16 protein-coding genes and 1 tRNA gene are annotated in these 21243 nt (G+C 62.5%); 5 read left to right on the top strand and 12 right to left on the bottom strand.

Features of this window, described 5'->3' with window-relative positions:
- From clpP to HY836_RS09655, 5 genes are all read right to left on the bottom strand, one after another.
- The coding region (clpP, locus tag HY836_RS09675; protein ID WP_290675847.1) for an ATP-dependent Clp endopeptidase proteolytic subunit ClpP at positions 1 to 549 on the bottom strand (549 nt) is incomplete at its 3' end.
- Positions 550 to 828: 279 nt separating this feature from the next.
- Positions 829 to 2151 (bottom strand): trigger factor, encoded by a 1323-nt coding sequence (gene tig / locus HY836_RS09670; RefSeq protein WP_290675845.1) that lies wholly within the window; start codon positions 2149 to 2151, stop codon positions 829 to 831.
- Positions 2152 to 2186: 35 nt separating this feature from the next.
- Positions 2187 to 2273, bottom strand: a tRNA-Leu gene (locus HY836_RS09665).
- 148 nt (positions 2274 to 2421) lie between these two features.
- Positions 2422 to 5565 (bottom strand): efflux RND transporter permease subunit, encoded by a 3144-nt coding sequence (locus HY836_RS09660; RefSeq protein WP_290675843.1) that lies wholly within the window; start codon positions 5563 to 5565, stop codon positions 2422 to 2424.
- A gap of 17 nt (positions 5566 to 5582) precedes the next feature.
- Entirely contained in the window at positions 5583 to 6728 is a 1146-nt protein-coding gene (locus HY836_RS09655) for an efflux RND transporter periplasmic adaptor subunit (RefSeq protein ID WP_290675841.1), read from the bottom strand.
- Between the two features lie 172 nt (positions 6729 to 6900).
- Between HY836_RS09655 and HY836_RS09650 the strand changes: the two genes are divergently transcribed.
- Positions 6901 to 7776, top strand: a complete 876-nt coding sequence (locus tag HY836_RS09650; protein WP_290675839.1) for a squalene/phytoene synthase family protein — start codon at positions 6901 to 6903, stop codon at positions 7774 to 7776.
- Between the two features lie 4 nt (positions 7777 to 7780).
- On the opposite strand, the gene HY836_RS09645 is transcribed toward HY836_RS09650, so the two are convergent.
- Positions 7781 to 8905 (bottom strand): TIGR03790 family protein, encoded by a 1125-nt coding sequence (locus HY836_RS09645; protein ID WP_290675837.1) that lies wholly within the window; start codon positions 8903 to 8905, stop codon positions 7781 to 7783.
- 235 nt (positions 8906 to 9140) lie between these two features.
- On the opposite strand from HY836_RS09645, the gene HY836_RS09640 reads away from it, so the two are divergent.
- A complete protein-coding gene (locus HY836_RS09640) occupies positions 9141 to 9872 on the top strand; it encodes an IclR family transcriptional regulator (protein ID WP_290675836.1) in 732 nt (243 codons plus the stop codon).
- A 100-nt stretch (positions 9873 to 9972) separates the two neighbouring features.
- Here HY836_RS09640 and pbpG read toward each other — a convergent pair whose 3' ends face one another.
- The 6 genes from pbpG to HY836_RS09610 all read right to left on the bottom strand — a co-directional run bounded on the left by pbpG (position 9973) and on the right by HY836_RS09610 (position 16870).
- Positions 9973 to 11094 carry a D-alanyl-D-alanine endopeptidase gene (pbpG, locus tag HY836_RS09635; RefSeq protein WP_290675835.1) on the bottom strand — a complete coding sequence of 374 codons (1122 nt, stop codon included), beginning with the start codon at positions 11092 to 11094 and terminating at the stop codon, positions 9973 to 9975.
- 169 nt (positions 11095 to 11263) lie between these two features.
- Positions 11264 to 12805 (bottom strand): 2-isopropylmalate synthase, encoded by a 1542-nt coding sequence (locus HY836_RS09630; RefSeq protein ID WP_290675834.1) that lies wholly within the window; start codon positions 12803 to 12805, stop codon positions 11264 to 11266.
- Between the two features lie 313 nt (positions 12806 to 13118).
- Positions 13119 to 13928 carry a CDP-diacylglycerol--serine O-phosphatidyltransferase gene (pssA, locus tag HY836_RS09625; RefSeq protein ID WP_290675861.1) on the bottom strand — a complete coding sequence of 270 codons (810 nt, stop codon included), beginning with the start codon at positions 13926 to 13928 and terminating at the stop codon, positions 13119 to 13121.
- 38 nt (positions 13929 to 13966) lie between these two features.
- Positions 13967 to 14614 carry a phosphatidylserine decarboxylase gene (locus tag HY836_RS09620; RefSeq protein ID WP_290675833.1) on the bottom strand — a complete coding sequence of 216 codons (648 nt, stop codon included), beginning with the start codon at positions 14612 to 14614 and terminating at the stop codon, positions 13967 to 13969.
- An 18-nt stretch (positions 14615 to 14632) separates the two neighbouring features.
- Complete coding sequence (locus tag HY836_RS09615) at positions 14633 to 15916, bottom strand: mechanosensitive ion channel domain-containing protein (RefSeq protein ID WP_290675831.1); 1284 nt, start codon at positions 15914 to 15916, stop codon at positions 14633 to 14635.
- 18 nt (positions 15917 to 15934) lie between these two features.
- On the bottom strand, positions 15935 to 16870 hold the full coding sequence (locus HY836_RS09610; protein WP_290675829.1) for a histone deacetylase family protein: 936 nt from the start codon (positions 16868 to 16870) through the stop codon (positions 15935 to 15937).
- 76 nt (positions 16871 to 16946) lie between these two features.
- Between HY836_RS09610 and HY836_RS09605 the strand changes: the two genes are divergently transcribed.
- Genes HY836_RS09605 through HY836_RS09595 form a run of 3 tightly spaced genes read left to right on the top strand, consistent with a single transcriptional unit; the run spans position 16947 to position 21087 of the window.
- Complete coding sequence (locus tag HY836_RS09605; protein ID WP_290675859.1) at positions 16947 to 17888, top strand: MoxR family ATPase; 942 nt, start codon at positions 16947 to 16949, stop codon at positions 17886 to 17888.
- The gene (locus HY836_RS09600) at positions 17885 to 18982 is read left to right on the top strand and encodes a DUF58 domain-containing protein (RefSeq protein ID WP_290675827.1); all 1098 of its coding nucleotides are present in this window, start codon (positions 17885 to 17887) and stop codon (positions 18980 to 18982) included. Before HY836_RS09605 ends, HY836_RS09600 begins: the two co-directional genes overlap by 4 nt.
- Positions 18979 to 21087 (top strand): transglutaminaseTgpA domain-containing protein, encoded by a 2109-nt coding sequence (locus tag HY836_RS09595; RefSeq protein WP_290675825.1) that lies wholly within the window; start codon positions 18979 to 18981, stop codon positions 21085 to 21087. The genes HY836_RS09600 and HY836_RS09595 overlap by 4 nt, the downstream gene beginning before the upstream one ends.
- Positions 21088 to 21243 lie beyond the last annotated feature (156 nt).

Below are 21243 nucleotides of genomic sequence, written 5' to 3'. Positions count from 1 at the left end.
CATGTAGTAGTCGCGTTCGGTATCGTTCTGGATCTTCTCCAGGGGCTGGCCGGAACGCTCGGCCAGGATACGGTTGAGTTGCTCGCGGGTCTTGAGGATCTCGCGGGCGTGGATTTCGATGTCCGTGGCCTGACCCTGTGTCCCGCCCAGAGGCTGGTGGATCATGATCTTGGAGTTGGGCAACGCAAAACGCTTGCCCTTGGTGCCGGCGGCCAGCAGGAAGGCGCCCATGGAGGCGGCCATGCCCATGCACAGCGTCGACACATCCGGCTTGATGAAGTTCATCGTGTCGAAAATCGACATGCCGGCGCTCACGCTGCCGCCAGGCGAGTTGATATAGAACGAGATGTCCTTGTCGGGGTTTTCGCTCTCCAGGAACAGCATCTGTGCCACGACCAGGTTGGCGGTGGCGTCGTTGACGGGCCCGACCAGAAAGATCACCCGCTCGCGCAAGAGGCGGCTGTAGATGTCGTAGGCGCGCTCGCCACGACCCGATTGCTCAATGACCATGGGCACCATGCCCAGGTTTTGAATGTCCAGTGCGCTCATGTGCTTCCTTCAAAAGAGGCCCCTCGCAAAAAGGAGCCGCAAATGTGTATGTAAAACGATTATGACTTGCGAAAAGCCCGGGTCGAACGCTGGAAAAAGCGCACGACTACCTTGGTCGTCTTTCCGTTGTTTGCAAGCACAGACACGGTCGCACAAAACAAAAGCACCTGCCCTCACTCGGGATTGCAGGTGCTTTTTTTGAGGGTTTCCCTGGCTGACGGCCGGCATTCACCGGCAAACGTCAGGGCCTGGGGCCCTTTTTTCTGTCAGATCGGACGATCAGGCAGCGGCTTGCTGGCCCATCAGCTCTTCAAAGCTCAGGGCCTTGTCGGTCACCTTGGCCTTGGACAGCACGAACTCAGCCACATTGCCTTCGATCACGACGGCTTCCACTTCAGCCATGCGCTGACGGTCGCTCATGTACCAGGCCACCACTTGAGCGGGCTGCTCGTAGCTTTGCGCCAGCTCTTGAATGTGAGCTTGCAGTTGCTCGGGCTTGGCTGCCAGGTTGTTGGCCTTGACCAGCTCAGCCACCGTCAGGCCCAGACGCACGCGGCGCTCGGCTTGGGGCTTGAACATTTCAGCGGGGATCGGGGCCTTGTCGGCGTCCTTGATGCCACGTGCCTTCAGGTCTTCGCGGGCGCCTTGCACCAGACGGTCGGACTCGGCCGCCACCAGCGACTGGGGCAGATCGAAATCAACCAGCTTCAGGATGGCTTCCATCGCAGCAGCCTTGTTACGGGCGGCCACGCGGAACTTCACTTCGCGCTCGAGGTTGCGCTTGATGTCGGCGCGCAGGGCGTCGATCGAACCATCAGCCAGGCCCAGGCCCTTGATGAACTCGTCGTTCAGTTCGGGCAGGTTCTGGGCTTCCACCTTCTTGACGGTCACCAGGAAGTCGGCTTCCTTGCCGGCCACGTCCTTGCCGTGGTAGTCCTCAGGGAAGGCCAGGGGGAAGGTCTTGGAATCACCCGTCTTCATGCCGCGCACGGCCTTTTCGAATGCTTCGAGCATCTGGCCTTCGCCGACCAGGAACTGGAAGCCTTCAGCCTTGCCGCCGTCGAAAGGCACGCCGTCGATCTTGCCTTCGAAGTCGATGGTCACGCGGTCGCCGTCAGCAGCGCCTTCGGCAGCAGGACGCTGGGCGAAAGTGCGGCGTTGCTTGCGCAGGATCTCGATGGTGCGGTCGATGGCGGCGTCGTTGACTTCAGCCGTCACGCGCTCGACTTCGGCCGTAGCCAGGTCGCCGATGGTCACGTCGGGATAGACCTCGAACGTGGCGTCGAATTGCAGTTGACCTTCAACCGGGCCACCTTCCTTTTCGGAGATGCTGGGTTGACCGGCCACGCGCAGGTTGGCTTCTTGAGCGGCTTGAGCGAAAGCCTCGCCCAGCTTGTCGTTGACCACTTCGTACTGCACGGAATAGCCGTAGCGCTGGGCCACGACGTTCATCGGCACCTTGCCGGGACGGAAGCCGTCGGCCTTGACGGTGCGAGCCAGCTTCTTGAGGCGGGCATCGACTTCCGATTGCAGAACTTCAGCAGGCAGCGACAGCGTGATGCGGCGCGCCAGCTTGTCGAGGGTCTCCACGTTGATCGCCATGATGTGATCTCTCAGTAAGGAATAAGAATTGAGTCTGGTGCGCGGGGGGGGACTCGAACCCCCACACCATTGCTGGCGTCAGGACCTAAACCTGGTGCGTCTACCAATTTCGCCACCCGCGCATGAACTCTGAAAAGCCCGGCCACTGGTCGCACCTGCGAAGCGGCTCACTGGATGGAACTGTCTCGCGCAGGCCCGCCCGGCACCCGGACTGGCTAATTTGGTCTGAACCGCCGATTCTAGCGCGGCTCAGACCCTGTTTTTCATGCTTCAGGCCACGCCGGTATCGCGGCGAACCCTGAACCAGGCGGCGTACATCGCAGGCAAGGCCAGCAAAGTGAGCAAGGTGGCCACGATCAACCCCCCCATGATGGACACGGCCATCGGGCCCCAGAACGCGCTGCGGGTCAGCGGGATCATGGCCAGCACGGCGGCGGCGGCGGTCAGCACGATCGGGCGGAACCGGCGCACGGCCGCCCCGACGATGGCATCCCAGGCCGGCACGCCACGCGCCCTGTCCTGCTCGATCTGATCGATCAGGATCACGGAGTTGCGCATGATCATGCCCATCAGGGCGATCACGCCCAGCATGGCGACAAAGCCGAACGGACGATCGGACGCCAGCAGGGCCATGGCCACCCCCGCGATGCCCATCGGGCCTGTGAGGAAGACCAGCATGGCACGCGAGAAGCTCTGCAGCTGCAACATCAGCAAGGTGAAGATGATGAACAGCATGGCCGGCACGTTGGCAAAGATCGAGCCCTGCCCCTTCGTGCTTTCTTCAGCCGTACCCGCCAGTTGCACGTGATAGCCCACGGGCATCTTCGCTTCCAGCGCCTTGATCTGGGGCCACAGCGCCTGGCTGACGGTGGGGCCCTGGATGCCTTCACGCACATCGCCTTGCACGGTGATGGCGAAATGGCGGCCTTCACGCCACAGCACGCCCGGCTCCCAGACCAGCTTGGGCTTGGCCACCTGCAACACCGGCACCATGCGCCCCGAGGCCGTGGGCACGTAGGCGTTGTCCAGCGCGCCCAAGGTCTGGCGCTCGGACTGCGGCGAGCGCAGCGAGATATCGATCAGGCGATCGCCCTCACGGTACTGGCCGATGGTCGTGCCGGAGGTCAGCACCTGGCTGGCCTGTGCGATGGACTGGGTGGTGACGCCCAGCGCACGCGCTTTGTCCTGGTCCACGAACAGCCGGATCGACTTGATGGATTCGTTCCAGTTGTCGTTGACGCCACGCATGTCGCCATTGGCCCGCATCAGGTCCTTGGCTTCCTCGGCCCAGTGGCGCAAGGTGTTCACGTCTTCACCCACGATGCGGAACTGCACGGGATACGGCACAGGCGGCCCGTTAGGCAGCAGCTTGACTCGCGCACGCGCCTCGGGGAACTCGGTGGCCAGGATCTCGGGCAGCTTGTGGCGAAGCTTCTCGCGCATGGACGCGTCTTCAGGCAACACCACGATCTGGCTCACGTTGCTTTGCGGGAAGATCTGATCCATGGGCAGATAAAAACGCGGCAGGCCAGAGCCGATCCACGAACTCACCGTCTTGACGCCCGGCTCTTTCATCATGCGGGACTCGAAGCGCCGGGCCACAGCCTCGGTCGAGTCAAAGCTGGAGCCTTCGGGCAACCACAGGTCCACGATGATTTCAGGGCGGCTCGAATCCGGGAAGAACTGTTGCTGCACCTTGCCCATGCCCACAAAACCCAGGAACAAGGCGCCCAGGGTGATGGCGATGGTGATCCAGCGGTGCCCCACACACCAGTTCACCAGCGCCTTGAAGCGCGAGTAGAACGGCGTGTCGTACAGATCAACCGAGTCGCCAGCCTGCACCTTGGGTTTGGTGCGCAGCAGCCACTGCCCCAGATACGGCACGAAGTACACGGAGACGATCCACGAGATCAGCAAGGCAGCAGCCGTGACGGCGAAGATGGCGTAGGTGTACTCACCCACCGACGAGTTGGCCATGCCGATGGGCAGAAAGCCCGCCGCAGTGATCAGCGTGCCCGTCAGCATGGGCATGGCGGTGATGTCATAGGCCGCAGTGGCCGCACTCATCTTGTCGTAACCCTCTTCCAGCTTGTGCACCATCATCTCGACGGCGATGATGGCGTCATCCACCAGCAAGCCCAGCGCGATGATGAGCGCGCCCAGCGAGATCTTGTGCAGGCCCACGCCCCACAGGTCCATGATCAGGAAGGTCACGGCCAGCACCAGCGGAATGGTGATGCCCACAACCAAGCCAGGCCACACGTCCAGGCGCAATGGCTTGGTATGCAGCCCCAGACTCAGGAAGCTCACAGCCAGCACGACCACCACCGCCTCCACCAGAGCGTGCACGAACTCGCCGACCGAAGACGTCACCGCCTGAGGCTGGTTCTGGATCTGATCGAGCTCGATGCCCACAGGCAGGTCAGCCTTGATGCGCTCGGTGGCGGCCGTCAGGCTCTTGCCCAACTGGATGATGTCGCCGCCCTTGGCCATGGAGATACCCATGGCGATCACGGCCTTGCCCTGGTGGCGCACCTTGGTCACGGGTGGGTCTTCATACCCACGGCGGATGGTGGCGATGTCGCCCAGACGGAAGGTGCGCGCCTGACCGGTGGCCTGGTTGACCAGGCGCAAGGGCATCTGACGGATCTGCTCGATGTTCTGGAAGGCGCCATTCACGCGCATCTGCACATTGGTGCGATCGCCGTTGTAGACACCGGCACCCTCGATGCCATTTTGGGCATTGAGTTGGGCAATAACCTGAGGTAGCTCCAGGCCCAGCTGAGCCAGCTTGAACTGAGGAACCTCCAGGAAGATCTTTTCAGCCTGGACGCCAAACAGCTCCACCTTGGCCACGCCTGGCACGCGCAGCAGATCGGAACGGGCGCGATCGGCGAACTGGCGCAGCTCTTCCTGCGAGAAGCCATCGGCCGACAGCGCGTAGATCGAGCCATACACATCGCCGAACTCGTCATTGAAGAAGGGGCCGATCACGCCCTGCGGCAAGGTGTGGCGCATGTCGCCCACCTTCTTGCGCACCTGGTACCAGAGGTTGGGAATCTCCTTGGGTGGCGAAGAATCCTTGACCATGAACATGGTGAAGGACTCACCCGGCTTGGTGTAGGACTGGATCTTGTCCGCGTAAGGCACCTCCTGCAGCGTGCGCTCAATCTTGTCGGTCACCTGCTCTGCCATCTGCTGAGCGGTGGTGCCGGGCCAGTAAGATCGCACGACCATGATGCGAAACGCAAAGGGCGGATCCTCATCCTGCCCAAGCTGGAAGTAGGCCGCCAGGCCCAGCATCATCAGCACCACCATCAGGTAGCGCGTCAGTGCGGGATGCTCCAGCGCCCAGCGGGAAATATTGAAACGCTGCCCCTGCGCCTCGTTCGAGGAATCTGGCTTGTGACTCAAGACTCGCTCCTCGCCGATCAGGGCTTCACCGCCGGGCTCGCGCCCGAAGCAGCCGCCTCAGCCGCACCAGCTTGATAGCGGCGCACCTTCTGACCGGGATTGAGCGCATGCACGCCCGCCGTCACGATCTCCTGGCCGGCATTCAAGCCCTTGGCCACCAGCACCACATTGCCGGTGATGTCACCCGTGAAGACGGGCTGCGGCTTGACGGTCATGGTCTTGCCGTCCAGCACCCAGACGATGGACTTGCCATCGCGCTCGGCCAGGGCATACAGCGGAATGCGCAGGCCACCGCTGACACGCACCGGCGTGTTGAAGGCCACGCTGGCGGATTGCCCCAACTCGAACCCCGCCTTGCCGACATCGGCCTTGACCAGGAAGGTACGCGTCACCGGATCGGCGGCGGCAGCCACTTCACGCACGGTGGCCGATACCCACTCGCTGGTGCCCCAACGACGCACCTTGATCGCATCCTTCTTGCCAACCAGGCCGCGTACGGCCTGCCCCAGATCCTCGGGCACGGCAAAAACGGCATCGCGCGGGCCGTCATGGGCCAGGGTCAACACCGGCATGCCGGCGTTCACCACCTGGCCAGGCTCCATGTCCACCGACGTGATCACACCAGCGGCGTCCGCCACCAGCGCGGCATAGCTGGTTTGATTGCTCTGCACGCCGGCTTGCGCACGCGCCTGACGCAGGTTGGCCTCGGCCGTTCGCGCCATGGTGGTGTGGCGCTCCAGTTCAGCCTCGCTGATGAAGCCTTGCGACTTCAGTTCGGTGAAACGCTTGAGATCGGAAGTGGCCTGCGTGGCATTGGCCTCGGCCGCAGCCAGACCAGCTCGCGCGGCATCCTGCTGCAGACGCAGATCCTGTGGATCCAGTTGCCCCAGCACCTGCCCGGAGCGAACCGATTGACCCAGTTCGACCAGACGGCGGGCCACCTTGCCGGGCACACGGAAGCCCAGGCGCGACTCCGTGCGGGCACGGATGTCGGCCGAAAACTCGCGCTCCAGTACGCCACCTGTTTCAGAGATCAGCAAAGTGCGAACCGCGCGCTCGGGCGTGGGTGCAGGGGCCTCCTTGCTGCAGCCTGCGAGGACCAGAGCCAGTGCAGACGAGATCAAAGCCATGACCGCAGGCATGCGGCGCGCATTCAATTTCATAGAGCGATAAGTGTGAAATCAATGGGTGATGCGCGGTCATTCGACGACAGAAAAACGCCGGGCATCAGGCGATGACAGAATAACTGACTCGCGGGTCAGTAATGTAGGCAAGGACTTCCTGATCTGTCAATTCAGCTATTGAGACAATACGGTCTGCGTCTCACCAATTGTCATGAATTCATCCACCCCGCATTCCCCCGCTGACGTTTTCCCTCGTGCCGGCAGCAGCCTCTACTACGCGCTGGCCGCGGCATCCGCTTCACAGCGTCCTGCTTTGCTGTATTGGGTGCAATGGTGGCACGAGACTGCGCAGATTCCCTTCAAAATCCAGGACCCCGGCGTGGCGGAAACGAAACTCCGCTGGTGGTTGCAAGAGTTGAACGATGCCGCGCAAGGTCAGGCACACCACCCTTTGCTCAAAGGTTTGACCGATGCCTCACGGGTCAGCGCGCCAGCGCAGGTGCCTGCCTGGCCCTTGTGGAGCAGCCAGATCGAAGGCCTCATCACGCTCATCAACCAGACGCGCTGGCTGGATGACGCGAGCCTGCAGCGGCACATGAGGCAAACGACGGGCGCTGCCGCAGAAGGTGCCGCGTGTCTGCTGGGCGCCACCAGCGAAGCCGCACGGCAGGCCGCTCACCAGTTGGGCTGGGGCCTGCGTCAGGCTCACCAGTTGACCAGACTGGGTCAGGACGCTCGCAGCGGCTGGATCCAGGTTGCCATCGACGTGCTGCAGGCTCACGATGTGCGCGCCCACCAGTTGAGCAAACCCGACGCCGCATCACCGGCCGAGGGCTGGCCTCGATTGTTGACGCATCTCCACGGCCAGGCCTCGGCGCACCTTCACCAGGGGCTGACCGCCTGCCGTGCCCTGCCCTCGGCTGAACGAGCCGCGCTCAAGCCCTTGCTGGTGCTGTGTCACATCTACCTGCATCTGATCGACCAGGTGGCGCGCCAGGGGGATCGAGTGTTGCACGAACGCATCGTGCTGACCCCTCTTCGGAAGTGGTGGATTGCCCAGCGCGTCCGCTGGGGCCTGCTGCGCTAAACCGCTAACGAGCGAAGGGCGCAGCCAATGGCTCGCCGACAAACAGCCCCTGCTGAGGCCACATCACGCTTTTCCAGTAAGCCTCCAGGGCCGTGGCACCCTGCACATAAAACAGCAGCAGGACCTGCGGATGCGGGAACTTCTGCGGATGGGCACAGGGCTCGCTGGTGGTGCCATAGCTGGCCGTGGCGCCAGCGTCTATCCACGAGAGCACGGACATCTGCCCGTGCGCGTCATCCAGCATGCCGCCAAACGACGTCAGGTGATCAGCCAGGGCACCCGGCACAAAGCTCACGGTGTCCAGGCCTTCGATGCGCTCGCGCCCGGTCATGTAGAGCAGCACGCGATCGACGTGGCGCAAGGCATCCGTCTGATCCAGCAAGACGTTGATGCCCACCTTGGGCTGAGGCCCGGCTGGTGGATACGACCACTGCCGAACACTGCGCACCTGGTCTGATGTGGCGACGAAGTGCACGTCCACAGGGGGCGCCCCCTTCAGCCCCAAGGTGCCGTCGGAGCGCACCCCGCGATCGATGAGAGCCTTGGCGCTCGCCACATCCTTGGCAGCCAGGAGCATGCCTGGTCGCATGTGGTGATCCTTGAAAGGCTTGACGGATACCGAACCGAAGTAGACAGACGACCGGCTCTTGTGCCCTGGTTTCTGACAGGCCTCGCTGCACAATTTGCCGTCATAGCCCAGCGCCAGCGCGCCCGTAATGGAGTTGCACCCCACGGCGTAGGGCTGCTTCCAGGCCAGCGCCAGGCCTTGAACCCGATTGCCGTAGAAGGTGTCAACCTGCTTCGAAAACTTCGCGAAATCGGCTGGCGACAACTCCGGCTTCACCGGCAGATTGACGCGCAGGATCTGCGAAGCGGGGATGCGCCTTGCTTTCGCGTAATACGTCCCCACCTGCACCGAATACGGATCATCCTCGTTGATGACCAGCCCCAGGTCCTTGACGCCCAGTTTGCCGATCACGCGCGGAAAGGGAGACACCCACCGGTGCACAAACGGTGCCGATGCGCCGGAGGCCGACTGCACTGCACCCGAGGCTGTTGGCGACACGACCCCAGGCGCGCTCGCTGCGGTTTTTTCCACGCCACCGGCGGGGGAATCAGGCTGAGCCATCACCCCACCGACAAAACAGGCCACCAACAGTCCCGGCAGCCAGGCTGACATCGACCGGAAAGCGAGGACGAAAACTCGCCAAATTGGCGCAAATGGTCTGGAAATGGTCATGGGCGTTATGAAATGCCGAAAACGACATGGCAGACGGGTGGAAATGCGCTCAAGGCACGGATTATTTCGCCGATTGATGGGGGATCCCGCCTTTCAAAATCCCTTCTCACGGAGGAAAACCCCGATGAGCGATACCAAAGCAGCTTCCACTTCGATCCAGGTTCTCAGCAGAATGTTCAGTCTGCTGGACACACTGGCGCGCGATGGCGGTGCCGTTTCACTGAAACTGATCAGCGAGCAGACTGGGCTTCACCCCTCCACTGCCCACCGCATCCTCAACGACCTTGCCGTTGGCGGCATGGTCGAGCGCTCGGGCCCCGGTAGCTACCGGCTGGGCCTGCGCCTGCTGGAGCTGGGCAACCTGGTTCGTGCTCGCCTGGATGTGCGCGATCTGGCCGTGCGCCCGATGCAGGAGCTTCACAGGCTGACTGGCTTCCCCGTCTCGCTGTTCATTCGCCAGGACGACGATGCCTTGTGCATCGAACGCACTGTATCTGAGCGCAATGGCGTGCAGGTCACCCGCGTGATGGGCCTGCGCGTGCCACTGACCAGCAGTGCCGCTGGCAAAATCCTCTTGCTCAACGAATCCGGCTCTGCCCTGCAAGGCCTGGCGGGCGCCCATCCCGGGCTGCACGCTGAACTGTCTATGATCCGCCAAAGCGGCATTGCAGCTGAAGGAGAAGGCCAAGATCCTTCCCTGCAACTCAGCGCCGCGCCAATCCTGGACGACCAGGGGCGTGTCACGGCCAGCCTGGCGCTCAACGCACCTGCAGCCCGCATGAGCCCGGAATGGGGCGAAGCACTGAAGAACACAGCGCAACGCATCTCGAACACGCTGGGCTGGACCCACAACTGACGCCTGACAACCACCAACAGGCTGCAACGAAAAAGCCACCGACATGCGGTGGCTTTTTCATGCCTGGCTGAACCCTGGGCTCAGCAAGTGACACATCAAATCAGGATTGAACCTTGTTGTGCGGCAGGCTGCTCAAGGCGCCCTTTTGCGTGGCTGACTCGATCCAGCGACGCACGCGCTCGGCATCAGCCTGACGCGAGTACTTTCCAGTGGAATCCAGAAACACCATGATGAACTTTCGGCCGGCCATCTTGGCCTGCATCACCAGGCAGCGGCCAGCTTCCACGATGTAGCCGGTCTTTTGCAAACCAATGTCCCAGGCAGGGTTACGCACCAGGCTGTTCGTGTTGTGGAACTGCAGTTGACGGCTGCCCACGCGGACAGCATGCTCATGCGAGGTCGACAACTCACGGATCAGCGGCTGCTGGTAAGCGGCCTTGACCAGCGAAGCCAGATCCTTGGCGCTGGACTGGTTGCCACTGTTGAGGCCGGTGGGATCCACATAACGGGTATCGGCCATGCCCAGCGAACGAGCCTTGGCATTCATGGCCTGCACGAAAGCAGGCAATCCACCAGGATAGGTGCGACCCAAAGCATGGGCTGCGCGGTTCTCGGAGGACATCAAGGCCAGATGCAACAGTTCACCGCGCGTGAGGGTCGCGCCCACAGCAAGCCGGGAACTGCTGTTCTTTTCAGTGTCCACGTCATCAGCGGTGACCGAGATGGTTTCTTCCAGCGGCAGTCTGGCTTCCACCATGACCATCGCGGTCATCAGCTTGGTCAGCGATGCGATGGGCAACACGGCCTCGGAATTCTTGGCGAACACCACTTCATTGGTGTCCTGGTCCATCACCAGCGCCACGCTGGACTTCAGATCCAGCGGATCCTGCGTTTGGTGCAGACCATAGAGCTGGCCAAACGAGGTACCTGAGGCGCTGGAGGCTGCGGCCAGATTGGACGACGGTCGAACCGGCGCGGCAGCGTTGATGGACACTGGCGCCAGTTTGGCTGGCACGCCATTGTTTGAAACGGCGCGCACGACACTGGCGCGGGGGGCTTGCTGGACCACTCGACCGCGGGCCTTGACCTGGCGAACCACCTTGCGAGCTGCGGGCTTGGCCTTGGCAACCTTGCTGACCTTCGCAACCTTGCTAACCTTGGACGAACGAACGTTGGACTGACGGGCCTTGGTAGCGGCTTCAACAGAGGTGCCGAGGGACATGGACAGCACTGACACCAGTGCGATGACAAGCCAGTTTTTCTTCAATTTCGAGCACACCACGGTACAGCCCTTTCGTCTTCACGCAAGTGTAATAAAAAAGACGCGCAAGATCAAAGACTTACGCGTCTTTTATCAAGTGGCCTGGCTGATCAGACCACCGTCGTGCGGGTCAACCCTGTGCGGCTACCCTTTCTGACTTGCTGTGCAGCTTGTTCAACGCAGAAAGGTAGGCTTTGGCTGACGCCACAACGATGTCCGGATCTGCTCCAACGCCATTGACAACCCGCCCGCTGTGTTGCAGACGAACTGTGACCTCTCCTTGTGATTCTGTGCTTCCCGAGGTGATCGCATTGACCGAGTAGAGGACGATTTCCGCGCCACTTTTCACGACAGCCTCGATCGCCTTGAGGGAGGCGTCCACCGGGCCATTGCCATCGCTCTCGGAACGGTGCTCCTGATCGCCAGCCACGAACACGATGTTGGCGTGCGGGCGCTCACCGGTCTCGGAACGCTGCGACAGCGCCACGAAGCGGTAGTGATCCTGCTCGCCGGCCGCGCTGTCACGGCCAACCAGGGAGATGATGTCCTCGTCAAAGATCTCGCTCTTGCGATCGGCCAGTTCCTTGAAACGGGCGAAAGCGGCGTTGACTTCGGTTTCCGAATCCAGATCGATGCCAAGTTCCTGCAGGCGCTGCTTGAACGCGTTACGGCCGGAGAGCTTGCCCAGCACGATCTTGTTGGCGGCCCAACCCACGTCTTCGGCACGCATGATTTCGTAGGTGTCACGCGCCTTGAGCACGCCGTCCTGGTGGATGCCGGAGGCGTGGGCGAAGGCATTGGCGCCCACCACCGCCTTGTTGGGCTGCACCACGAAACCGGTGGTCTGCGAGACCAGGCGCGAAGCCGGCATGATCTGCTGGGTGTCGATACCCACATCCAGGCCAAAGTAGTCGCGGCGGGTCTTCACCGCCATCACGACTTCTTCCAGCGCGCAGTTACCTGCACGCTCGCCCAGGCCGTTGATGGTGCATTCGACCTGACGTGCGCCACCGATCTTCACGCCGGCCAGGGAGTTGGCCACGGCCATGCCCAGGTCGTTGTGGCAATGCACGGACCAGATGGCCTTGTCCGAGTTGGGCACCTTTTCGCGCAGGGCCTTGATGAAGTTGCCGTACAACTCGGGGATGGCGTAGCCCACGGTGTCGGGAATGTTGATGGTGGTCGCGCCTTCGGCGATCACGGCTTCGCACACGCGGGCCAGGTAATCGAGGTCAGAGCGGTAGCCGTCTTCAGCCGAGAACTCCACGTCGGACGTGAGGTTACGGGCAAAGCGCACGGACAATTTCGCCTGCTCCAGCACCTGCTCGGGCGACATGCGCAGCTTCTTTTCCATGTGCAGCGCGCTGGTGGCGATGAAGGTGTGGATGCGCCAGGAATTGGCGCCCTTCAGAGCCTCGGCCGCACGGGCGATGTCGCGGTCATTGGCGCGGGCCAGCGAGCAGACGGTGGAATCCTTGATGACATCGGCGATCGACTTGATGGCCTCGAAATCACCATTGGACGAAGCGGCAAAACCGGCTTCGATCACGTCCACCTTCAGGCGCTCAAGCTGGCGGGCGATGCGCAGCTTTTCTTCACGGGTCATGGACGCGCCGGGCGACTGTTCGCCATCGCGCAAGGTGGTGTCGAAAATGATGAGCTTGTCGGTCATGGTGGTCTCCGTAGGACAGAAGTCAGTTCAGATCAGGTTGGTGGCCGCCTGGCTTGCTGTGAAGCATCTCTTGGGCATCTGGCCAGTTCCGGATCGATCAATGACGCCATCCAAAACAAAACGGCCCGCAAGAAGCGCTTGGCGGGCCGTGATGCAAGGTACAGGTATGTACAGACGATAGCGATCAACGCGCCCGGGGCTCTCCTAGCAGTAGTAGCAGCGATGCGTTGAACGTTTTCATGGGTATCAATATAACACGCAGGTTCGTGGCCTGAGGCTGGCAAAAGCGCCAAACAAAGCCAGTAAATGGTGATCAGCGGTGCAGGCCGGCCTCTTCGGGCTCGTCCGTCGAGGTGGAAATCACGCTCACACGCTTGCCCTTCATGCGCTTCCAGATGTAGACGCCATACCCCGAGGTGCCGTACACCACAAACACGCCAAACAGCACGATAGGCGGGTGAATGGTGATCACGGCGATGCCCAGCGCAATCGCCACGATGGCGATGAAGGGCACCGTCCGACGGAAATTGACGTCCTTGAAGCTGTAGAACGGGATGTTGGTGACCATGGTCAGACCCGCATAGAGCGTGAAACCACAGGCAACCCAGACCATGCCGGGCAGGGAACGGGCCGTTTCACCCATGTCGGTGACCACCCAGATCAGCCCCATGACCAGGGCGGCGGCTGCAGGGCTTGGCAAACCCTGGAAAAAGCGTTTGTCCACCACGGCAATGTTGGTATTGAAGCGCGCCAGGCGCAAAGCCGCACATGAGCAGTACACGAAGGCGGCGATCCAGCCCAGCTTGCCCATGTCCTTGAGCGCCCATTCGTAGGCGATCAAGGCGGGTGCAGCGCCAAAGGACACCATGTCGGACAGGCTGTCCATTTGCTCGCCAAACGCGCTTTGCGTGTTGGTCATGCGGGCAACACGCCCGTCCAGGCTATCGAGCACCATCGCGAAAAAGATGCCGATCGAGGCCTGGTCAAAATGGCCGTTCATGGCCATCACGATGGCGTAGAAGCCGCCAAACAGGGCCGCCAGCGTGAACAGATTGGGCAGGATGTAGACACCTTTGCGACGCGGACGAGGCGCCTCATCGGCATCATCCAGGCTCACATCCAAGTTGGGATCGGCCTCTTTGGGGGAAACAGGTTGCACAGTCAAGCCTTGTTCAGGGTTGCCAGAATGGTAGTGGTGGCCGAGACCTTGTCGCCAGGGGCGACCTTGGGCACGGCATGCGGCGGCAGGTAGACATCTACCCGGGCGCCAAAACGGATCAGGCCATAACGCTGCCCACGCGTGAGCGTGTCGCCCGGTTTCACCCAGCACAGAATGCGGCGGGCTATCAGGCCGGCCACCTGCACCAGGGTCACCAACTGCCCGTTGGATTCGATCACGATGGCATTGCGCTCATGGTGGCGCGAGGCCGTGTCCAGATCGGTGTTCACCAGTTGCCCGGGGATGTACTCGACCTGGCGGATCACGCCGTCCACGCTGGCACGGTTGCCGTGCAGGCTGAACAGGCTCATGAACACGCTGATGCGCAAGGCGTCGCGGTTGGCGTAGGGGTCGCGGGCCTTTTCGATGCGCACGATGCGACCGTCTGCTGGCGACAGCACCACACCGGCCTGGGCAGGCACGGCGCGTGGCGGATCGCGGAAATAGACCATGTGCGCCAGCAGGCCAGCCACGGCCACCAGGGAAGCCGCCAAGGGACCTTGCCAGGAGAACGCCAGCAGGCAGGCCAGCAGCACCAGCCCCATGAAGGGCCAGTTCTCCCGGCCGGGGAAAGGAATGGGAAAGCTCATCTTGCGGCGGAGGATACCTCAAGCCACGCTGGCCTGATGCACAACCCTTTGAGGAAATGGAATCTCGATGCCCATGCTGTTGAGCGTATCGAGGATGGCCAGATTGACCGCCGAGCGCGCACCGAGCTGCCCATTCTCTGGATCCGAGATCCAGAAAGCCACGGTCAACTCCAGGCCATCAGCCGCAAAATTGGACAGATGCACGGCGGGGCCAGGGTCCTCCACCACACGCGGCAAAGCGGCAACCGCGTCCTTCAGCCTGGGCATGACACTGTTGAGGTCGGTACCATAGGCCACCTGCACGACGGTGGTGAGCATCAGCTTGTTGTCCGCCAAGGAAGCGTTCTCGACCCGCTGGGTGATCAGCAATTCGTTGGGCACGATCGACTCCCGACCCGTGGCCGAGCGCAAGACGGTGTAGCGCGTGTTGATGTCGGTGATGCGACCCTCGAAGTTGTCGACCTTCACCAGATCCCCGATGCGCAGGCTGCGCTCGGCCAGGATGACGAAGCCGCTCACGTAGTTGGCGGCCAGTTTCTGCAGGCCAAAACCCAGGCCGACACCCACGGCCCCACCCAGCACCGACAAGGCCGTCAGGTCAATGCCCGCCGCCGACAGGGCCATGATCACGCCCAATGTCAGCAAGATAGCCCGAATTGCGTTGGCCGCAATCTTGCGCAGCGACAGGTTGTCCGTCGCGCCCTTGAGCAACCGAGACTCAATGGCTGACGACAGGCTCAGACTCAGGATCAGCACCAGCACGGCACTGAGCGCACCTTCGATCAGGTTGCGCAGGCTGACCCGCGTAGCGCCAATCTTCCAGGTGATGTCTTCCAGTTCGCCCAGGACCATGGGCATGATCCCCGTCACCCACAGGACGGTGACGATCCAGGCCAGCCAGGAAACAGTTCGCTCGACCACCCTCACCGTCTGTGATGACGGGAAGGCCACCTTGAGCACCTTGACCGTCAAGCGGATGACGGCCAGCGAGGCCAGGATCGGGATGATCAGACGGAAAACCGTCAGAGGCAAAAGACCGAGGAAGGCCCTGCGGGCGGCCAGCGCCAGCAACAGCGCCAGAACGGGAAACAGCACGCCATCGACGATGTTGCGACCAAACCAGACCGAATGCGCATCACCTTGCGCACCTCGCCACAGGCGAAGCAAGCCCCAAGACAGCGCCAGGCAGGCCAAGATGATGCCCGCCTCGGACAAGGCGGAGCGCTGCTGCAATCCATCAAGCAGATGGAGCAGTTCATCAGGGGTAATGGGATGGGCGACCTGGACGGAACTCACGGACATGGAGGAGATAGGGCGGGCTTAGTTTTCAATCAGGGTTCGCACATGCGCCGCCACACTGCGGGCCAGCGAACTGAGGTTGTAGCCACCTTCGAGGCAAGAGACAATGCGCCCCTTGCTGTACTTGGCAGCCACTTCCATGATTTTCGCCGTGATCCAGGCGTAATCCGCCTCGACCATGCCTAAACCGCCCATTTCGTCTTCACGGTGGGCATCAAACCCTGCCGAAATGAAGATCATCTCGGGCTGGAAATCTTCCAGGCGGTACAGCCAGTAGCTTTCCACCACATCGCGCACGACCTTGCCGTCGCTGCGCGCAGGGATCGGGATGTTGACCATGTTGCCGGCACGGCACTCCGCCCCGCTATAGGGATAGAAGGGATGTTGGAAGAGCCCCACCATCAGGACGCGGTCATCGCCTGCCAGGATGTCTTCGGTGCCATTGCCGTGGTGCACGTCGAAGTCCACCACCGCCACGCGCTTGAGCCCTCGCACGTCCAACGCATGGCGAGCCGCCACGGCAACGTTGTTGAAGAAGCAAAAACCCATGGTCTGGTTGTGCATGGCGTGGTGCCCAGGCGGGCGCACAGCGCAGAACGCGTTGTCCAACTTGCCGTCGATCACGGCGTCGGTCGCTGCGATGGCGGCGCCGGCGGCCCGCCAGGTGGCTGCGCGCGTACCGGGGCTCGCCCAGGTGTCCGGGTCGAGCGCACGGGTGTCGCCTGTGGCCTCCAGCTGTTGTAAAAAGTCATCCAGTGTCAGCACATAGTTCAGATCATGCGCCAACGCCAGATCGGTGTTGCTGGCCAGAGGCACGTCGGGCGACAACATCAGGACGTCCAGCCCCTGGGCGCGCAACTGGTCTTCAATGGCCTTGATACGCTGGGGACATTCAGGATGCCCGTTGCCCATGTCGTGATGCAGGCAGTCAGAGTGTGAAAAATAGCCGGTTGCCATGGGTCAGCTTTGGTCCGCACGATGTGCGGGTTTGAGTTAATGTCGCGTCATGTTGCGAAACGACTCGAACCATGCCATGCCGACTGGCGGTGCCACGTCCGTCAAGGGCTCGCAAATCACGCAGCTCATTGATCAGGTTAGCACGATCATTGTGGGCAAACGCGAGCAGGTCACCCTCAGCGTGATCTGCTTGCTTGCGTCAGGTCATCTTTTGATCGAAGACGTCCCCGGCGTAGGGAAAACCACCCTCTCACAAGCCCTGGCACGCAGCCTGGGCCTGAGCTTTTCCCGCATCCAGTTCACCTCGGATTTGCTGCCAACCGACCTGATCGGCGTGAGCGTTTACGAGCGGCAGAAGGAAGCCTTTGTCTTCCATCCCGGGCCGGTATTCGCGCACGTGCTGCTGGCAGACGAAATCAACCGGGCGGGGCCCCGCACCCAGAGTGCCTTGCTGGAGGCCATGGAAGAGCGACAGGTGTCGGTGGAAGGCGAAACGCGCCCCCTGCCCTCGCCATTTTTCGTGATCGCCACGCAAAACCCGTCCGAGCAACTGGGCACACACCCCCTGCCCGAGTCGCAACTGGACCGCTTTGCCATGCGGCTGTCGCTGGGCTACCCCGATCCAGCCGCCGAACGCTCCTTGCTGACCGGCCAGGATCGCCGTGGTGCGATGCTGCATCTGCAACCGGTGATGACACCCGCGCAATGGCAACACTGGCAGCAACGGGTGGATGAGATTCATGTCGCGGACAGCCTGCTGGACTATCTGCAGGCCCTGATCACGGCCACCCGCGATGGGCGCTGGTTCGCGCTGGGATTGAGCCCGCGCGCCGGCCTGTCGTTGCTGAAACTGGCGCGTTCGCGGGCTCTGGTGCTGGGCCGCCAGCATGTGTCGCCCGAAGACATCCAGAGCCTGTGGATTCCGGCCGTTGCCCACCGCCTGATGCCCCTGCCGCAATCCGGCCGCAGTGCCACGGCGCAAGCTCGGGCTTTGCTGGAGGCCACGCCCGTCCCATGATGATGAGCCGCGCGCGTGCGATGCTGAACGCCGGCAACCACCGCCTGAGCATGGCTTGGCTCAGGCAGCGCATGAACGCGTGGTGGGAAGCCAGGCTACCCCGGCGCGATCAGCTCACGCTCAATCAACGCAATCTGTACATCCTGCCCACCAAAGCCGGTTGGGCATTTGCGCTGGTCTTCATCGTGCTGCTGCTGGCGTCCATCAATGAGCAGGTCAACCTGGGCTACGCCTTGAGCTTTTTGCTGGGCGGCGCGTCAATGGCGGCGCTCTACCAGACTCATGGCAACCTGCACGGCGTGAACATGCGCTTGCTGACGCTGCGCAGCGTCCATGCCGGCCAGGTGCTGCGCGTGGGCATCACGCTGAGCAACCAACACCGCAAGCTGGGACGCTATGGGCTGGAGATCACCGCTGGCCCCAAGGCGCCAGAGGGCACGATGGAAGGCCCTGGCACACCTCAATATGCCGAACTCGGTCCCGGCAGTGACTGCACGGTCGAGGTGGATGTCGCCACCGATCAACGTGGCTGGCTGACGCTGCCCCGTATCACGATCGACACCCGTTTCCCACTGGGGCTGTTTCGGGCGTGGGCGTACTGGCTGCCTCAGACACGCGTGCTGATCTGGCCAGCCACGGAAGCCAACGCCCCGGTCCTGCCCACCAGTGGAAGGCTTGATCACGCCGCGCACGCCCAACGCCCCACCTCCAACAGTTCGGAAATGCCCGAGGGCCTGCGCGACTATCGCCGTGGCGACCCCTTGCGCTGGATTGCCTGGAAAAAATCCAGCCAGGCGCTGGCCTCCGGCACCGGGCTGGTCAGCCGCGAGCCCGCCCAGGGCCACAGCCCCGATCTGTGGCTGGATTTCGAGCAAAGCCCCGGCATGGTCGGGCTGGATGCCGAGGCCCGCCTGAGCAGGCTGGCCAGTTGGCTGATCCAGGCTGAACAGGATGCGTCAGCCCGAGGGCCCATTTACGGGCTGCGCCTGCCTGGCATCTCGGTACCATGCAACGCGGGCACGCATCACCTGCGCCACTGCCTCGACACGCTGGCCGTTTGGTCGCCCACAGGCACAGCCCGAGGCCGACCATGAGGCGACTGTCGACGGCCGCCATCAGTCGCGAAGGGCGCGACACCCTGTTGTTGCTGGCGGTGTTGGCACTGAGCATCGCGCCGCATCTGCCGCGCCTGCCCCTGTGGTCCTCCATCAGTACTGGCGTGGCCATCTTGCTGCGCGCCCGCATGGCCTGGCGCGACGATCCCCTGCCCCCTCGCTCGGTGCTGCTGGTATGCCTGGCCATCGGCATGGGCCTGACGGTGTGGACCTTCAACACGCTGTTCGGCCGCGAGGCAGGCGTGACGCTGGTATGCCTGCTGGCCGGTTTGAAAACGCTGGAGCTGCGCGCCCGACGCGACGCCTTTGTCGTGACCTCGCTGGGCTTCTTCCTGATCCTGACCCAGTTCCTCTACTCCCAGAGCCTGTTCATCGCCGTGCTGATGGTGGTGGTACTCATGGGCATGCTCACCTCGCTGGTGCTGGCCCAACGGCCGCTGGGGCGTCCCAGCATCTGGTCCGCCACCAAGATTGCCTGGCGCAGTGTGCTCATGGGCATTCCGGTAATGCTGGCACTGTATGTGCTGTTTCCCAGAATGGGCCCGCTGTGGAGTGTGCCATCCGACGCCGGGCCACGAACCGGCTTGTCCGACCGCATCAAGCTCGGGCACGTATCGGAGTTGGCACAGGATGACACCGTGGCGATGCGCATCAAGTTCATCGATATCCCACCGATCACCAGCAAGCTGTATTTCCGGGGCCCGGTTCTGGACTTTTTCGATGGCCGAAACTGGATGGCCCGGCCACGCAATCCTGCCTTGATCAGCTCAGACGAGGTGTATCCGCCCCGCCCGGCCGGACAGGTCACCCGCTACCAGGTCACGGTGGAACCCAGCAAGGTCAGCACGGTTCCCTTACTGGATGGCACCCTGCTGGCGGCACCTACTGCGCCCCACACCGAACCCCAGATCGTTCGCGACGGCCTGAGTTGGACCGCGACCCAGCCACTGCTTGATCGCGCGCAGATCGACGCCCAAGCCTGGCTGAACATCGCGCACGGCCCTCAGGAAGGAAGCCCCCTGCTGCGGGACTGGCTACAACTGCCACCCGGCTACAACCCACGCAGCATTGCATGGGCCAGAACGTTGAGGCAACGACAGGACCTGATCGGCGCCGACCCGAAGTTGCTGTCCGATGCTGTCTTGCAGCACATCCGTCAAGAGCCGTTCCGCTACACCATGACACCGGGCGATGCCTACCTGGATGAGAACGGCCAGCCCGAGCGCGACCTCATCGACCGGTTCTGGCTGGATCGCCGCAGCGGCTTTTGCGAGCACTACGCCACCGCCTATGTGGTCGTGATGCGCGCCATGGGTGTGCCCAGCCGGGTGGTGACCGGCTACCAGGGCGCAGAAATCAACCCGGTCGATGGCTGGTTCGTGGTGCGCAACAGCGATGCCCATGCCTGGGCAGAATTCTGGCAACCCGGCACGGGCTGGGTTCGCGTGGACCCGACGGGCGCCGTGGCCCCAGAGCGCATCGAACGTGCTCGACAGGCATTTGGCCGCCGCAATACCCTACCCGGCCCTCTGTCCAACATTGATCCAGCACTCTGGGGGCGGCTGCGCAACTACATGGATGCGAGCAACCATCGATGGAACCTGTGGGTCTTGCAGTACTCTCGCCACCGCCAGATGCAGTTGCTCAAGGATTGGGGGTTCGACTCACCCAGCGCGACTGACCTGATCCGCCTGTGTGGCATCGTGATCGCCTGCACCAGCGTGATGGGCATTGCCTGGCTTTGGTGGACTCGCCCGCGCACGCCGCGCACGCCATGGCGACGTCCCTTGATGCGGGTTCACCGTGTGCTCACGTCCGCAGGCCTGCCTGCACCCGATGACTGCCCTGCTCCCGCGCCCGCACTGACTTGGGCAAAACGACTGGAGCAACTGGCCGTCAGCGCCAGTTTGCAGGCGACTCAGACCAGCCTGATCGACGCACTCAAGCAACTGGATGCCTTGCGCTACGCGCCACAGGCAGAACAAGGCCGTCAGTTCAGGCAACAACGTTCCGCGCTGATACAGACGATTCAGCAACAAGCGCAACAGTGGCGAGCCATCAAGCGACGGGATCGGGCAAACTAGGCAAATCCCGCGCCTTTGACCCTGCCTGTGCTGCACCGACATCTACCCCTCCCGATCCGAGCGAGCTCGCTGGCCTTGTTCTGCACTTTGATCGGTGCCTGCAGCAACGTCCCTAAAGCGCCCCACCCCGAGCAGACCAGCAAGGCCGTGTCACCC

The organism is Aquabacterium sp. (genome assembly GCF_016234775.1).
In the GTDB taxonomy this organism is placed as follows: Bacteria; Pseudomonadota; Gammaproteobacteria; order Burkholderiales; family Burkholderiaceae_C; genus Aquabacterium.
This window is presented reverse-complemented; position numbering and strand designations above follow the sequence as displayed.

What these genes read in the sequence shown, in the direction of transcription:
- HY836_RS09630 (WP_290675834.1), bottom strand. Translation starts at nt 12,805, where the DNA reads ATGACCGACAAGCTCATCATTTTCGACACCACCTTGCGCGATGGCGAA.
- HY836_RS09610 (WP_290675829.1), bottom strand. Translation starts at nt 16,870, where the DNA reads ATGGCAACCGGCTATTTTTCACACTCTGACTGCCTGCATCACGACATG.
- HY836_RS09620 (WP_290675833.1), bottom strand. Translation starts at nt 14,614, where the DNA reads ATGAGCTTTCCCATTCCTTTCCCCGGCCGGGAGAACTGGCCCTTCATG.
- HY836_RS09655 (WP_290675841.1), bottom strand. Translation starts at nt 6,728, where the DNA reads ATGAAATTGAATGCGCGCCGCATGCCTGCGGTCATGGCTTTGATCTCG.
- HY836_RS09595 (WP_290675825.1), top strand. Translation starts at nt 18,979, where the DNA reads ATGAGGCGACTGTCGACGGCCGCCATCAGTCGCGAAGGGCGCGACACC.
- pbpG (WP_290675835.1), bottom strand. Translation starts at nt 11,094, where the DNA reads ATGTCCCTCGGCACCTCTGTTGAAGCCGCTACCAAGGCCCGTCAGTCC.
- HY836_RS09615 (WP_290675831.1), bottom strand. Translation starts at nt 15,916, where the DNA reads ATGTCCGTGAGTTCCGTCCAGGTCGCCCATCCCATTACCCCTGATGAA.
- HY836_RS09640 (WP_290675836.1), top strand. Translation starts at nt 9,141, where the DNA reads ATGAGCGATACCAAAGCAGCTTCCACTTCGATCCAGGTTCTCAGCAGA.
- HY836_RS09605 (WP_290675859.1), top strand. Translation starts at nt 16,947, where the DNA reads ATGCCGACTGGCGGTGCCACGTCCGTCAAGGGCTCGCAAATCACGCAG.
- tig (WP_290675845.1), bottom strand. Translation starts at nt 2,151, where the DNA reads ATGGCGATCAACGTGGAGACCCTCGACAAGCTGGCGCGCCGCATCACG.
- HY836_RS09645 (WP_290675837.1), bottom strand. Translation starts at nt 8,905, where the DNA reads ATGGCTCAGCCTGATTCCCCCGCCGGTGGCGTGGAAAAAACCGCAGCG.
- HY836_RS09650 (WP_290675839.1), top strand. Translation starts at nt 6,901, where the DNA reads ATGAATTCATCCACCCCGCATTCCCCCGCTGACGTTTTCCCTCGTGCC.
- HY836_RS09600 (WP_290675827.1), top strand. Translation starts at nt 17,885, where the DNA reads ATGATGATGAGCCGCGCGCGTGCGATGCTGAACGCCGGCAACCACCGC.